Annotated in this window: 10 protein-coding genes; 6 read left to right on the forward strand and 4 right to left on the reverse strand. The window is 56.0% G+C overall.

Translation table 11 applies throughout. From position 1 onward, the window contains the following. Positions 1-9: 9 nt before the first annotated feature. A complete protein-coding gene (locus tag EV681_RS12775; protein ID WP_128393120.1) occupies positions 10-888 on the reverse strand; it encodes a DMT family transporter in 879 nt (292 codons plus the stop codon). A gap of 134 nt (positions 889-1,022) precedes the next feature. Between EV681_RS12775 and EV681_RS12780 the strand changes: the two genes are divergently transcribed. The 6 genes from EV681_RS12780 to EV681_RS12805 all read left to right on the forward strand — a co-directional run bounded on the left by EV681_RS12780 (position 1,023) and on the right by EV681_RS12805 (position 7,207). Continuing rightward, a complete protein-coding gene (locus EV681_RS12780; RefSeq protein WP_130304195.1) occupies positions 1,023-2,354 on the forward strand; it encodes an aminotransferase-like domain-containing protein in 1,332 nt (443 codons plus the stop codon). A 231-nt stretch (positions 2,355-2,585) separates the two neighbouring features. Next, on the forward strand, positions 2,586-3,737 hold the full coding sequence (gene metC, locus EV681_RS12785; protein WP_130304196.1) for a cystathionine beta-lyase: 1,152 nt from the start codon (positions 2,586-2,588) through the stop codon (positions 3,735-3,737). Between the two features lie 130 nt (positions 3,738-3,867). Beyond that, a complete protein-coding gene (locus tag EV681_RS12790) occupies positions 3,868-4,728 on the forward strand; it encodes a transporter substrate-binding domain-containing protein (protein ID WP_128393117.1) in 861 nt (286 codons plus the stop codon). Between the two features lie 2 nt (positions 4,729-4,730). Further along, positions 4,731-5,381 (forward strand): amino acid ABC transporter permease, encoded by a 651-nt coding sequence (locus tag EV681_RS12795; protein WP_128393116.1) that lies wholly within the window; start codon positions 4,731-4,733, stop codon positions 5,379-5,381. Next, a complete protein-coding gene (locus EV681_RS12800) occupies positions 5,378-6,148 on the forward strand; it encodes an amino acid ABC transporter ATP-binding protein (RefSeq protein WP_130304197.1) in 771 nt (256 codons plus the stop codon). Before EV681_RS12795 ends, EV681_RS12800 begins: the two co-directional genes overlap by 4 nt. Before the next feature lie 111 nt (positions 6,149-6,259). Then, positions 6,260-7,207 (forward strand): LysR substrate-binding domain-containing protein, encoded by a 948-nt coding sequence (locus EV681_RS12805; protein WP_128393114.1) that lies wholly within the window; start codon positions 6,260-6,262, stop codon positions 7,205-7,207. A 60-nt stretch (positions 7,208-7,267) separates the two neighbouring features. Here EV681_RS12805 and EV681_RS12810 read toward each other — a convergent pair whose 3' ends face one another. The 3 genes from EV681_RS12810 to EV681_RS12820 form a co-directional block, all read right to left on the reverse strand. Next, positions 7,268-8,815: an acetolactate synthase large subunit gene (locus EV681_RS12810; RefSeq protein WP_130304198.1), complete on the reverse strand. Its 1,548-nt coding sequence runs from the start codon at positions 8,813-8,815 to the stop codon at positions 7,268-7,270. 73 nt (positions 8,816-8,888) lie between these two features. After that, complete coding sequence (locus EV681_RS12815; protein ID WP_128393112.1) at positions 8,889-9,887, reverse strand: Bug family tripartite tricarboxylate transporter substrate binding protein; 999 nt, start codon at positions 9,885-9,887, stop codon at positions 8,889-8,891. 349 nt (positions 9,888-10,236) lie between these two features. Next, positions 10,237-13,857 carry a hydantoinase B/oxoprolinase family protein gene (locus EV681_RS12820; RefSeq protein ID WP_130304199.1) on the reverse strand — a complete coding sequence of 1,207 codons (3,621 nt, stop codon included), beginning with the start codon at positions 13,855-13,857 and terminating at the stop codon, positions 10,237-10,239. Position 13,858: the final 1 nt, after the last annotated feature.

Here is a 13,858-nt window from a genome sequence, read left to right on the forward strand (position 1 = left end):
GCACTTGCCTCAGGCAAAACGCTTGGACCCTGCGACGCATGCAATAACCGCCACTGTAACGCCGACCATCAGCATGCTGACCGGTTCATGCAGTAGCGTTGCGGCCAGCGCCAGGCCAAAGAAAGGTTGCAGCAATTGCAACTGGCCCACAGCAGCAATGCCACCCTGAGCCAGGCCGCGATACCAGAACACAAAACCGATCAGCATGCTGAACAGCGACACATAAGCCAACCCTGCCCAGGCGGGAGTGCCGATACCTGCGAATGAAGCCGGCATGGTCAGTAGCGACAGAACCAGCATGGCAGGTAAAGATAGCAATAAAGCCCAGCAGATCACCTGCCAGCCGCCCAGCTTGCGTGACAGCGCCGCGCCCTCGGCATAGCCCAGTCCGCAGACAAGCACGGCGGCAAGCATCAACAGATCGCCGGTCAGAGAAGCGCTCAGGCCCTGCGACAGGGCAAATCCTGCCACCAGCAGGCTGCCGGTGACAGAGAAAAACCAGAAGGCAGGGCGCGGCTGCTCGCCACCCCGCAATACGCCGAATACTGCTGTGGCCAGCGGCAACAGACCGATAAATACAATGGAATGCGCTGACGTGACATGCTGCAGCGCCAGCGCTGTCAGCAGCGGAAACCCCACCACCACCCCCAGGGCCACAATGAACAGTGGAGCCAACTGGGCCCGGGTGGGGCGTTTTTGCCTGAACACCAGCAACAGGATCAGTGCCAGCACGCCGGCAATGGTTGCACGGGCGACCGTTAAAAATATCGGATCAAATTGCAGCACCGCCACGCGCGTTGCCGGCAGCGAACCACTGAAAATCAGCACGCCCAGAAATCCATTGAGCCAGCCGCCTGCTGTATTTGCCTGCCCATTTCCGTGTTTCATGTATTCACCCGATTGAACATCCGTCATCTATCACACCTGCAATTGCGCCCGTATTCGTGAAACAGCAATGGCAAAATGCAATCTTAGAACTTATAATCATGACAATCAAATTATTGTCATGGATACATCTTCCTATGGCCCGCCTGCGATACAAAACAGTAGTCGATCGGTTTGCGCAGCAAATTCAGGCAGGCCAGTTAGCGCCCGGAACCCGGCTGCCGACCCACCGGCAACTGGCTGCGCGCGAAGGCATGTCTCTGGTAACCGCAACCCGCGTCTACGCAGAGCTGCAAGCCATGGGGCTGGTCAGCGGCGAAACCGGGCGCGGCACCTATGTGCGTGCCATCACCCTCACGCCGGGTCAGGGAACGGATCAGCACGTGGTTGCTGCCGACATGATAGATCTCAATTTCAATTACCCTTCGCTGCCACAGCAGGCTGAACTGCTGCGCAACGCGCTCAGGCAGTTGTCCACTTCGGGCGACCTGGCTTCGCTGTTGCGCTATCAGCCCTATGGTGGAAGAGCACACGACCGGGCCGTGATGGCGCAGTATCTGGCGCATCGCGGGCTTACCGTGGATGCCGGGCAGATTCTGATCGTGAACGGCGCGCAAGATGGCCTGGCCATCACGGTGATGGCACGCCTGAACCCAGGCGACGTGGTTGCAGTAGATGCGTTGACCTATCCCGGCTTTCGGGTACTGGCACAGATGCTGCATCTGGAACTGGTGCCCATCCCGGCAGACAATCATGGCCCCGATATTGCCGCGCTGGAAAAGCTGTGTCGTTCGCGTCGCATAAAGGCGATCTATACCATGCCCACCATGAACAACCCGCTGGGCTGGGTCATGAGCGAGGCCCGCAGAGAGCAACTGGTGGTGGTCGCACGCAAATACAGCCTGCTGATCATCGAAGATGCCGCCTACGCTTTTCTGGTGGACGACGCGCCTGCGCCTATTGCCCAACTGGCGCCGGATATTACGATCTACATCACCGGGTTTTCAAAAAATGTTGCTGCTGGTTTGCGCGTGGGCCTGGTGGCGGCGCCGCTTGCGCATGTTTCATCGCTGGAACGGGCTATACGCGCCACAACCTGGAGTACGCCGGGCGTGATGACTGCCATGACAATTGAATGGATTCGCGACGGCACCGTTTTGCAGCTTGAACGCGAAAAACGCGAAGACGCACAATACCGCCAGGTAATGGCCCGAAAAATACTGGCAGGTATAGCGTGCGTTGGCCACCCCTCATCCTATTTTCTCTGGATCCCTCTGGCCGAAGAGGTGCGGGCTGACCAGATCGCGATGGCCCTCATGCGCGAACAGATTTCCGTTTCAACTGCAGAGCCATTTGCGACCACCGTCCATGTGCCGCATGCAATTCGCCTGGCGCTTGGGTCGGTCACGCTGGACGTATTACAGTTGGCATTGGAGCGGGTCAGGCATTGCGTCATGTCTTATGGGTGACATGGATACTTGATCGCTGCTTATGCGGTTTTTATAGAAAAAACTAGAGGGAATGGGCCCGGCCACGTGGTGATTGTCAGGTGCAGGGCATTGCCGGTTTTTGGCGGGCAACAAAGACAGCTTCCCGGCAGTACTTAAGTTTTACTTATAGAGTCAATAATTATAGGCGTAGCCGCTGGTACCAACTTCTGCAACACTGACCAGACTTTCCCCATTTGAGTTCTGACTACCATGAAGAAGTATTACCAAGCGAACGAAGCATTTGCAAGCCTGTCGGCCCCGGTCTGGCGCGCCTCCACTGTTGTTTTTGACGATGTTGAATCCTTCATACACAGAAAGGCGCGGCAACCTGACGGCTTTAGCTATGGCATCACGGGCACGCCAACCGCCCGTTTGCTGGAACAGGATATCGCGCGCCTTGAAGGTGGCCGCCACTGCGCGGTGACGCCATCCGGACAGGCCGCATTATGTCTTGCCGTGATGGCATTTGTTCAGGGTGGAGACCATTTGCTTATATCGGCAGCAAGCTATGGTGCCCTGAAAACCTATGCAGAAAAATGGCTGGCCCGCCTGGGGGTCGAGGTTGAATATTATCCGCCCGCTATTGGACATGAAATAGCGCGCTTTATCAGGCCCAATACGAAGATGATCTGTACCGAGGCGCCAGGAACGGTCACCATGGAAATGCCCGACATTCCGGCAATTGTGGCTGCAGCCAAAAAGCACGGTGTGATGACCATGATGGACAATACCTGGGCCTCGCCACTGGGCTTTCGCCCGCTGGAGCACGGCGTTGATTTATGTGTTGAGGCCGCAACCAAGTTTTTCGGTGGCCATTCCGACTTGCTTGTTGGCGCTGTCGCTACCAATGACGCCCAGCAGTTCGCACAGTTACGTGAGACGCAGAGCATTATGGGTCTGCAGACCAGCCCCGACGATTGTTTTCTGGTATTGCGCGGGCTGGAAACCTTCGAGATCAGATACCGCCGGCAGAGTGAGAATGCCATGACAATTGCGACATGGCTGCAGCAACAGCCCGAAGTCAGGGATATGCTGTTTCCCTGCCTGCCCGGTGACAAGGGGCATGAAGTATGGAAGCGTGATTTCGGGCCGGGCGGCTGCCTGTTTTCATTTACGCTCAACCAGGACAATGAACAGGCGTATCGCGCATTTTTCGCTGCACTGGAGCATCTTGTACTTGGCGCCAGTTGGGGCGGCGTGCACAGTCTGATCGCATTCTATCCGGCGCAAATGCAGCGCGACAGGGTGTTTCCGAGAACGGACCAGGCCATCATCCGATTATCGGCAGGATTGGAAGACCCGGACCTGATTATCCAGGATTTAAAAAAGGCCCTCAGCGCCTATGCCCGGGCCTGCGCATAGAAAATGCGTGGGCGGCAGGCGTCAATAGATCAATCTGCTGAAAACAAAGAAGCTCACATCCGGTATATGCCAGCAACTGCGACATCGGATGCCGATCGAACGCAACATCAAATCAATGTGGAGACATGATATGAAAACAACGACATGGGTACGTGGATCACGGCAATTGGCAACCATCCTGGTCTTGGCCATAGGGGGAGCCAGCGCTACTGCGCCCGCACATGCAGAGCAAACAGATTTGCTGGAAAGAATCAAAAGCACAGGCGTCATACGCATTGCCAATACTCAGGCCAGCCCACCCTGGAGCATGCTCGACGAAAAAAATCAGCTGACCGGGTACGATGTTGCCATTGCCAAGGAGATGGCACAACGCATGGGAACGCCCAAAATAAAATTTGTTGGCGATACCTACAAGAATTTTGTAGAAGGGTTGAAGACCGATAAATACGATCTGGTCATGAACGATATGACGCCCACCGAGATGCGTCGCAAACAGGTTGATTTTTCCATCCCTTATGGGGTCGAAGTGTTTCGCATTTTCGTTCGTAACGACAATACTGATATTACAGACAAGGCAACGCTTGCCGGCAAAAAGGTCGGGGTTTCGACCGGATCATCCAACGAAAGCTGGGCCCGTGAGAATCTGACCGATTCGGATATAAGAGGCTACGATAATGGCGCGCTGATCTTCAATGATATCGCCAATGGCAGGATTGATGCCGTCATCATTTCGCATTTCGGTGGTATGAAGTACGCGCATGCCAAAGGGATTCCGGTCAAGGAGGTTGGCGAACCCCTGACATACCAACTGGCCGCTGCGGCGCTGCCAAAAGGACAGGATGGCTTGCGTGAAGCCGTCAACAGTGCATTGGACAGCATGCTCAAGGACGGCACCGTCGAACGCATAAGCAACGAGTTTGTCGGCAAGGACTACCACATGCTGGGCTCAATAGCGGCGGCCAAAGAAGAAATTGCAGCAAAGGGGAAATAACCATGCTAGAGCTGTTCATGCGAGCCTTGCCGCTCCTGCAAAACGCACTGCTTTTGACATTGTTGCTATCGGCCAGCTCTTTCATCCTGGGTTGCATACTCGGTCTGTTTATTGCGCTGGCACGGATCTCGTCATTCAGAGTACTGCGCTATGCGGCATTCGTTTATGTGTCCATTTTTCGCGGGACGCCGTTATTGGTGCAACTGCTGCTCATCTATTTTGGTCTGCCGCGCATAGGTATTGTTCTTGAACCTGTGCCCTCCGCCATTATTGCCCTGACGCTGTTTTCCGCTTCCTATCTGAGTGAAAACTTTCGCTCCGGTATCAATGCCGTGGACAAGGGGCAGTGGGAGGCAGGGCTGTCCATGGGATTGAGTTATCGCAAGCTGATGCAGCGGATTATCTTGCCGCAAGGCCTGGTTATTGCCATTCCCACGGTAGGCAGTCGCCTGATCGCGCTGGTCAAGGACACTTCGCTTGCATCTACGGTCACGGTGGTGGAGTTGACCAGGGTGGCTGACCAGGTAGGCGCGGCTACGTTCCGCTACATGGAGATGTTTTTGATGGTTGGCGCCATTTACTGGATCATCAACCAAATATTGACAATCCTTCAGACTTATCTGGAGCAACGGTGTGCGAGGCATATTCGATGACATCAGAACTTACAAACGCAGTACGGGCACGCGCCATTTGCAAAAGTTACGCGGGGACGCGAGTTTTGCATAGTGTTGATCTGGACGTCGATAAGGGAGAGGTGGTCGTTATCATGGGGCCCTCGGGTTCAGGCAAGACCACGTTGTTGCGATCCCTGAACTTTCTGGAGCAACCGGACAGTGGCATGGTCCAGATCGCTGGGATTCGCGTAACAGTGGAGCCCAAACAGCACTATACAGGCAGGCAAAAGCATGAGATCCAGCAGATACGCAGAAAATCGGCCATGGTCTTTCAGTCTTTCAATCTGTTCCCACACATGACGGCAATTGCAAACGTCATCGAGGGCCTGATCAGTGTTCAGGGCATGGCCAAAGCGCCGGCAACGGCCAAAGGCATGCAACTGCTCGAGCGCGTCGGTCTGGCGCAAAAGGCAAATGAATATCCGGCCCATTTGTCGGGCGGGCAAAAGCAGCGGGTTGCCATTGCCAGGGGGTTGGCGATGGATCCCGAGGTTATCCTGTTTGATGAGCCGACTTCTGCGCTTGATCCCGAATTGCGTGACGACGTGCTTCAGGTCATGCGGGCATTGGCCCATGATGGCATGACCATGATTGTTGTCACCCATGAGGTCAGGTTTGCCAAAAGTGTCGCAAACCGTATAATCTTCATGGAGCAGGGTTCCATACTGGAAAACTGCCCGGCCAAACGCTTTTTCAGCGATCTGGGCAATTCGCGCATTACCCAGTTTCTTGGACAGGTGGACTAGCCTGACCATTAGCAATTCGTAGTGGGGCGGCTGGCCTAGCCTGTTTGAGCTGGCCGCTCACGTCTGTGTGCATACTGCCGGCAGCGATCATTTTCCTTCCAGGAGCTGCGTATGAACGCCCGGGACATCGAAATTTTCCGCTCGGTCATGGTGTCCGGGACGGCCAGCAAGACCGCTGCTTTGCTGGGCATTTCGCAATCGGCAGTCAGCCAATCACTGCGTAAGCTGGAAACCTCTGCAGATCTGTGCTTGTTCGAACGAATCCGCGGACGCCTGGTGCCCACCCGCGAAGCCCAAATACTGCTCAATGACATAGAGCGGCATTTTATCGGAATGCAGGCAATAGAACATCGCGTTCGCAGCCTGAAGTCCGGTGGCGCCGACCGGCTGATCGCTGCCGTGTACCCTGCACTGGGCTTTAGCTTTCTGCCGCACGTTGTCGCGTCCTTTCGTCATCGCTTTCCCGAGACTTTTATCTCATTGCAAATCATGAGTTCCAAAGATGTGCATGCGCATGTGACTTCAGGGCAGGCCGATTTTGGTTTAATGGCAGATGAAATGTCGCTGGCCGGCCTGGAGCACTCGCTGTTCTACAGAACCCAATCCGTGGTCGTCATGCGCAAAGACCATCCGCTGAACAATAAGCAGGTCATTGCGCTTACCGATCTTCAGGATATGGATTTCATCGCACTCAACGCCGAAGACAGTAGTCGCATTCGCCTGGATGCCCTGCTACAGAACGCCAACGTGGTGCCCAGGCGTATTATTGAAACGCCTTATTCGCAAACCGTATGTGAACTGGCCAGGCAAGGGGTGGGCATCGGCGTTGCCAATCCGGTCACCGCGATAGGCTATGCCGACAGCGGGTTGGTCATCAAACGAGCCGCATTCGATGTTGAGTTTCGCGCGATCCTGCTGTTTCGTACAGATAAACTATTTTCGGAAAGTTCCAAGCAGTTTCTTAAATTCATGCGTATTCAAATGAGTGAAGTGCAAACACAGATAGATGATCTGCTGGGTGCCTTACCGGCTAAATCCTCAGGCCGAAAATCACAGTAAAGGCAATACACATATGTGGTGAGCGCAGCAGCATCCCAGCTGCGCTCACCGGGCTCTGGATCAGATAACCGCTTCAATCAGAAACGGCCCCTTGCGCGCCATGGCGCTGCGCAGCACATCGGATAAGGCTGCCGTCGTGGTCACCCGGGCAGCTTCAACGCCGGCCGCGTTGGCCATGTGCACCCAATCAAATGCGGGATTGTCCAGATCCAGCATGCGATGAGCATTGCGGCCGGGCGCGCCGGCGCCAACCTGTTTGAATTCATTATGCAATATCGCATAACTGCGATTTGCAAAAATAACAGTGACCACATCCAGTTGTTCGCGGGCCTGTGTCCACAGGGCCTGCAGGGTATACATGCCACTGCCGTCAGCCTGCATCAGCACGACTTTGCGATCCGGGCAGGCAACAGCTGCGCCGGTGGCCATAGGAATTCCGATCCCGATGGCACCGCCTGTGATCTGCAGAAAATCGTGTGGCGCCGAGCCAAAGGTTGATTTGAACGAATCTCTTCCCGAGGTAACAGACTCATCGCAAATAATCGCGTTCTCGGGCAGCAGGCTGCCAATCGCCTGAATCACGGCAGCCGCGTCCAGCGTCCCGGTCGGCAGGCCGATATCGATTCGCTCTGCCAGCAGGCTGATGGGCGTGTTGGTTGCGCCTACGGCATCAGCCAGGGCTTCCAGAGCGTCGGGCAGATCATCGTCCGGCTGCGTCAGTTCAATACGTTTGCAATTTTCCGGAACCAGTTCGCCAGGCTTGCCCGGGTATGCAAAAAAGGCAACGGGCGTTTTCGCGCCCACCAGAATCAACTGTTCGGTATCTTGTAGCGCTTTGAGAGCAAGATCAACGCTGAACGGCACACGTTCTATCTTCACACGCCCTGCGCCCCGCTCAATACGACCGTTGGACTGCTGCGCCATCAGCCGCGCGCCGGTACGCTCGGCAATCCGGGCCGCGGTCTCCAGCGCTTTGCTGCGCAGTGCTTTGCCAGACAGCAGGATCACTGTATTACGACCGTTATTGAGCGCTTCGGTTGCTGCTTGCAGGGCCTGGGGACTAACTTGAGTGCGCTTGGCCGGTGTCGCCTTTTGTATGGGCGTCGATGTTTCCGTCCATGCGGCATCGGCCGGTAGAATCAGCGTGGTAACTGCACCATAGCCGCTGTTTGCCGCACTGATGGCCGCCGCAGCTGCGCCCGATACATCGTCGGCCGACGCAATACGCCTTACCCAATCGGACATCGGTGTGGCCAGGCTTTCAATATCACTGGTCAGCGGTGCGTCATATTGCAAATGATAACTGGCGTGATCGCCCACGACATTGATCATGGGGGTATGGGCGCGCCTGGCATTGTGCATGTTGGCCAGGCCGTTGGCCATGCCCGGCCCGCAATGCAGCAGCGTCGCTGCTGGCTTGTCAGCCATCCGTGCATAACCGTCGGCGGCGCCTGTCACCACGCCTTCGAACACACCCAGTACGCAGCGCATCTGCGGTTTGCGATCCAGCGCTGCTACAAAATGCATTTCCGAGGTGCCGGGGTTGGCAAAACATACATCAATATCGTTTTCCAGCAAGGTATCGCAAAGACTGTCTGCTCCGTTCATGAATCTATAAACCTTTTTCAACTATGTTCCGCGCACGGAACGGGTTAACAATAAAATTATTTGGACTGGATATTTATTTAGATTGAATATGCTTGTCGTTGATCAGCTTGCTCCAGCGCTCGCGTTCCTTCTTCTCGAAGGCAACCAGATCGTTACCGAAAAGCGTACCCGGCCGTGTGCTGGTCTGTTGCAGCTTTTGCTTCAGATCGTCTGAAGCCAGCACTTTTTTTGCCGCCGCCGTCAGTGTTTCCATTGCTCCGGGCGGCGTGCCGGCAGGCGCGTAAAGGGCAAACCACGCGCTTACGTCAAACCCAGGAAGACCAGATTCGGCCACTGTTGGAATATCCGGCACCGATGGATCTCGCTGTGCGCCGGTCACCGCAATGCCCCGCACATTTTTACCATCTTTTACCTGCGAAAGTGTGCTGGGAAGATTGTCCATAAGTATATCCACTTGCCCACCGATGAGCGCCGGCATGGAGCCTGAAACGCCCTTGAAAGGCACGTGAAGCATACTGATGCCAGCGGCATCCTCAAGATACGCGCCAGTCAGATGTACGGAAGAACCCACGCCAGGCGATGCATAACTCAGCGGCTTGTCCTTGGCTGCTTTGGCCTTGGCGATCAGGTCCTTCAGCGATTTAATATCTGATTTGGCATTCACAGCAATCACATTGGGCGTGGTTCCCGCCAGTGCGATGGGTAGAAAATCCTTTTGCGGATCAAAAGGCATATCCTTGTAAAGAAACTGATTGATGGTTTGCGTGCCCACGGTTCCCAAACCTATCGTATAGCCATCAGCCTTCGCACGTGCCAGCGCACCCATGCCTACATTGCCGCCGGCGCCGGCCCGGTTCTCAACCACAATGGTCTGGCCCAGCTCCTTTTCCAGTGCCTGGGCAACATGCCGGGCGATCAGATCGGTCGTGCCGGCAGGCGGGAAGGGCACAATCAGGGTAACAGGGCGTTCGGGATAACCGGCTGCGTGCGCTGCGCTGGCGACACAGCAGGCAGCAAGGGTCGCCAGCGCCAGGGACCGGATCGGTGTGACCGTATGGGAAGTGGATGTCATAGCATGTCTCCTTTGGATGCGTGTTTTTATCGTTATGTCGTATTACTGTCGGGTGTCCGGGTGGACACCCCTTCCGCATAGTGTATCCGCTTCCAGGACCAATACAAATGAAATATGAATGAACTGGTTTCATCTGCCCGATGTTGGTTCGTTGGGCGTTTTGCACGGCGGAATGGCTGATTGTGGCGCTAAGATCATTTGAACGCGCGAGCGGTACTGTTGCCCAGTGTCGGTTGGGCAAGTTGAATAACCGGTCTTTTGTGCAGCCGCAGCAGCCCATTGGCGGCCGGCACAACCGTGCCGGGTTCTTGGGCTTGCGTCGGGCTGCATTAGGACAGCATCAGGACCATCATTGTGCCTGACCGTAGCCACCGCCGCCCGGTGTTTCAATCACGAATATATCTCCCGGCAGCAGATTGGCGCTATCCTGCGGGCCCAGTTCCGTCACAGAACCATCGGCCCGCTCGATATAGTTCCGGCCTGTCTGGCCAGGCTCTCCACCCTTGAGGCCGAAGGGCGCGTATTTGCGATTATTGGAAAGAATGGCGGCGGTCATCGATTCCAGAAAACGCATGCGCCTGACGCCGCCATCGCCTCCGTGCCATTTGCCCTTACCGCCAGAACCGTGACGAATGGCATAGGATTCAAGACGTACCGGAAAACGCAGCTCCAGCACTTCGGGGTCGGTGAGCCGGGAGTTGGTCATATGCGCCTGCACCAGCGATGTACCGTCAAAGCCTTCGTCATCCGAGTCCAGGTTCACGGGGCCGGCGCCGGTGCCGCCAGAGACGGTTTCGTAATACTGGTAGCGTGCATTGCCAAAAGTGAAGTTGTTCATGGTGCCCTGGCTGGCCGCCAGCACTCCCAGTGCGCCATACAGGGCGTTGACGATGCACATGGATGTTTCCACATTGCCGGCCACCACGGAAGCGGGCGGCTCGGGGTTGAGCATGGACGCCGGCGGTATCACAATATTGATAGGCTTAAGGCAACCGGCATTGAGCGGGATCTCATCGTTTACCAGCGTACGGAAGACATAAAGCACGGCGGCCACGGCGATGGAGGCCGGTGCATTGAAGTTATTGGTCAGTTGTGCAGATGAGCCGGTAAAGTCCACAGTCACCGATTGACGATCGTCATGAATCCTGATCGCTACCTGTATTACTGCGCCATTGTCCAGCTTGTAGGTGTAGCTGCCGTCACGCAGCAAAGGGATCACGCGCCGCACCGACGCCTCGGCATTATCCTGGACATGCTGCATATAGGCTTGCACTACCTCCAGTCCAAACGTCTCGCACATGGCATGCAGTTCCCTGACGCCCTTTTGATTGGCAGCGATCTGTGCCTGCAGATCGGCCAGGTTCTGGTCGGGGTTGCGAGCCGGATACTTACCTGACATCAGAATGTCTCGCGCTTCCCGTTCACGGAACCGACCGTTGCGCACCAGCTGGAAATTGGTGAAAAGCACGCCTTCTTCGTCAATGGTCGTCGAATCCGGCGGCATTGAGCCGGGCGTGAGCCCGCCGACATCGGCGTGGTGACCGCGCGAACCGACATAAAAAATGATCTGCTTTTGGTCGCGATCAAACACGGGTGTGATAACCGTGATATCCGGCAAATGAGTGCCGCCGTGATAGGGGTCGTTCACCACATAGGCATCGCCCGGGTGCATATTTCCGGCATTTTCCCGCATGACCGTCTTGATCGATTCGCTCATGGAGCCCAGATGGACCGGCATATGCGGCGCATTGGCAATCAGATTGCCCTGGTCATCGAAAATGGCGCAGGAAAAATCCAGCCGTTCCTTGATATTGACCGAATAGGCAGTATTCTGCAGACTCAAGCCCATCTGGTCGGCAATCGACATAAACAGATTATTGAATACTTCAAGCATCACCGGGTCGGCATCCGTGGAGACCGCCAGCGCATTGCGCAGGGGGACGGTACGCGTCAGAATCAGATGATCCTTGCTATTGAGGGTTGCTGACCAACCCGCTTCAACAATCGTGGTCTGGTTAGCTTCGGAAATAATCGCCGGGCCGGCGACAACGTCACCTGCCTGCAGCGCTTGCCGCCGAAATACCGGTGTGTCATGCCAGGCGCCGTTGCTGTACATTTGACGACGTGCATCCGCCACAGGCGCACTGTCATCGCGCCTGGTAATAATCGCCTCATCAATCCGGGTGCCGGCAATCACCGCTTCAACCAGCAAGGATTCGACAACCAATGGGCGATCTTCGATCAGAAACGAATACCGCTGGCGGTATTGTTCATTGAATGCAGCAAGCATCTCTTGGGCATTGGCAAAGTCCACTTCCAGGGCGCTGTCGGTGCCTTGGTATTTCAATTGCGCGCGGGTGTTCAGCACGATCTGCATGCCGGTGGTCAGCCGTGTCAACAATTCTGCGCTGGCCGTCTCGCCTAACTGGCCGCGTAATTGCTCCAGTTCCGGGATCAGGCTGTCTTGTAACGGCTTTTCCACGGTCTGCTGGCGAATGGCCACCTGATCGGCCAAACCCATGCCGTAGGCTGACAGCACGCCACCCAATGGATGGGCGAACACAGTTGTCATGCCAAGCGCATCGGCAACCAGGCAGGCGTGCTGGCCACCAGCGCCGCCGAACGTGGTGAGCGTATAGCGCGTGACATCATGGCCTTGCTGTACGGAAATTCGTTTGATTGCTTCGGCCATGTTTTGTACGCCAATGGCCAGAAAGCCTGCGGCCATCTCCTCGGCGCTCACCTGCCGGCCGGTAGCCTGGCTAACCTGAATGCTTAGCAAACCGAACTTTTCGGTCACAACCTGTGCATCCAGCGGCTCATTGCCGTTCGCGCCGAATACCGCTGGAAAGTAATCCGGCTGGATTTTGCCCAGCATGACATTGCAATCGGTAATGGTCAGGGGCCCCTGCTTGCGATAAGAAGCGGGGCCGGGGTTGGCGCCTGCCGAATCCGGCCCGACACGCAAGCGCGCGCCGTCAAAATGCAGAATGGAGCCGCCGCCTGCGGCCACCGTATGGATACGCATCATGGGCGTGCGCATGCGCACGCCGGCCACAGAGGTTTCGTAGTCGCGTTCGTAAACGCCGGAAAAATGCGACACATCGGTCGAGGTGCCACCCATGTCAAAGCCGATTATTTTCTTGTAACCCGCTTGTTGGCTGCTGCGCGCCATCCCCACGATGCCGCCGGCCGGGCCTGACAAAATGGCGTCTTTGCCGCGGAAGCGATGCGCGTCCGACAGGCCGCCCGAAGACTGCATGAACATCAGATTGACGCCAGGCAATTGCGTGGCGACGCGATCCACGTAGCGCCGCAGGATTGGCGACAGATAGGCATCCACTACCGTAGTGTCTCCGCGCGACACAAACTTAATCAGCGGACTGACGTCGTGCGAGGCAGAGATCTGCGTGAATCCAATCTCCTGGGCCAGTTGTGCAGCCTGCTGCTCGTGAGCCGGGTTGCGCCAGGCATGCATAAATACAATTGCAATACTGCGCAAGCCCTTTTCGTATGCGGCCTGCAGTTGCGCGCGCAGCGCCTGTTGGTCCATTGCTGTGATCACTTGGCCGGCTGCGTCGATCCGTTCGTCGGCTTCCAGCACCAGCTCATAAAGCATCTCGGGCAGCACGACATGACGGTCGAACAATCGCGGGCGATTCTGATACGCAATCCGCAGGGCATCGGCAAAGCCACCGGTTGTCAAAAAAACAACACGTTCGCCTTTGCGCTCCAGTAGTGCATTGGTGGCAACCGTGGTCCCCATTTTGACGCAGTCGATGTTTTGCACCGGGATCGGATCGCCCTTGGTAACGCCAAGAAGATCGCGTATTGCCTCAATCGCTGCATCTTCATAATGATCGGGATTGTCCGAGAGCAATTTTCTGGTCAGTAAGGTTTTTTGCGGAGTGATTGCGACGATGTCGGTGAAGGTGCCTCCACGGTCTACCCAGAATTGCCACTTGCTCATG

This window comes from Advenella incenata, from assembly GCF_004217095.1.
GTDB classification, from domain to species: Bacteria; Pseudomonadota; Gammaproteobacteria; order Burkholderiales; family Burkholderiaceae_B; genus Advenella; species Advenella incenata.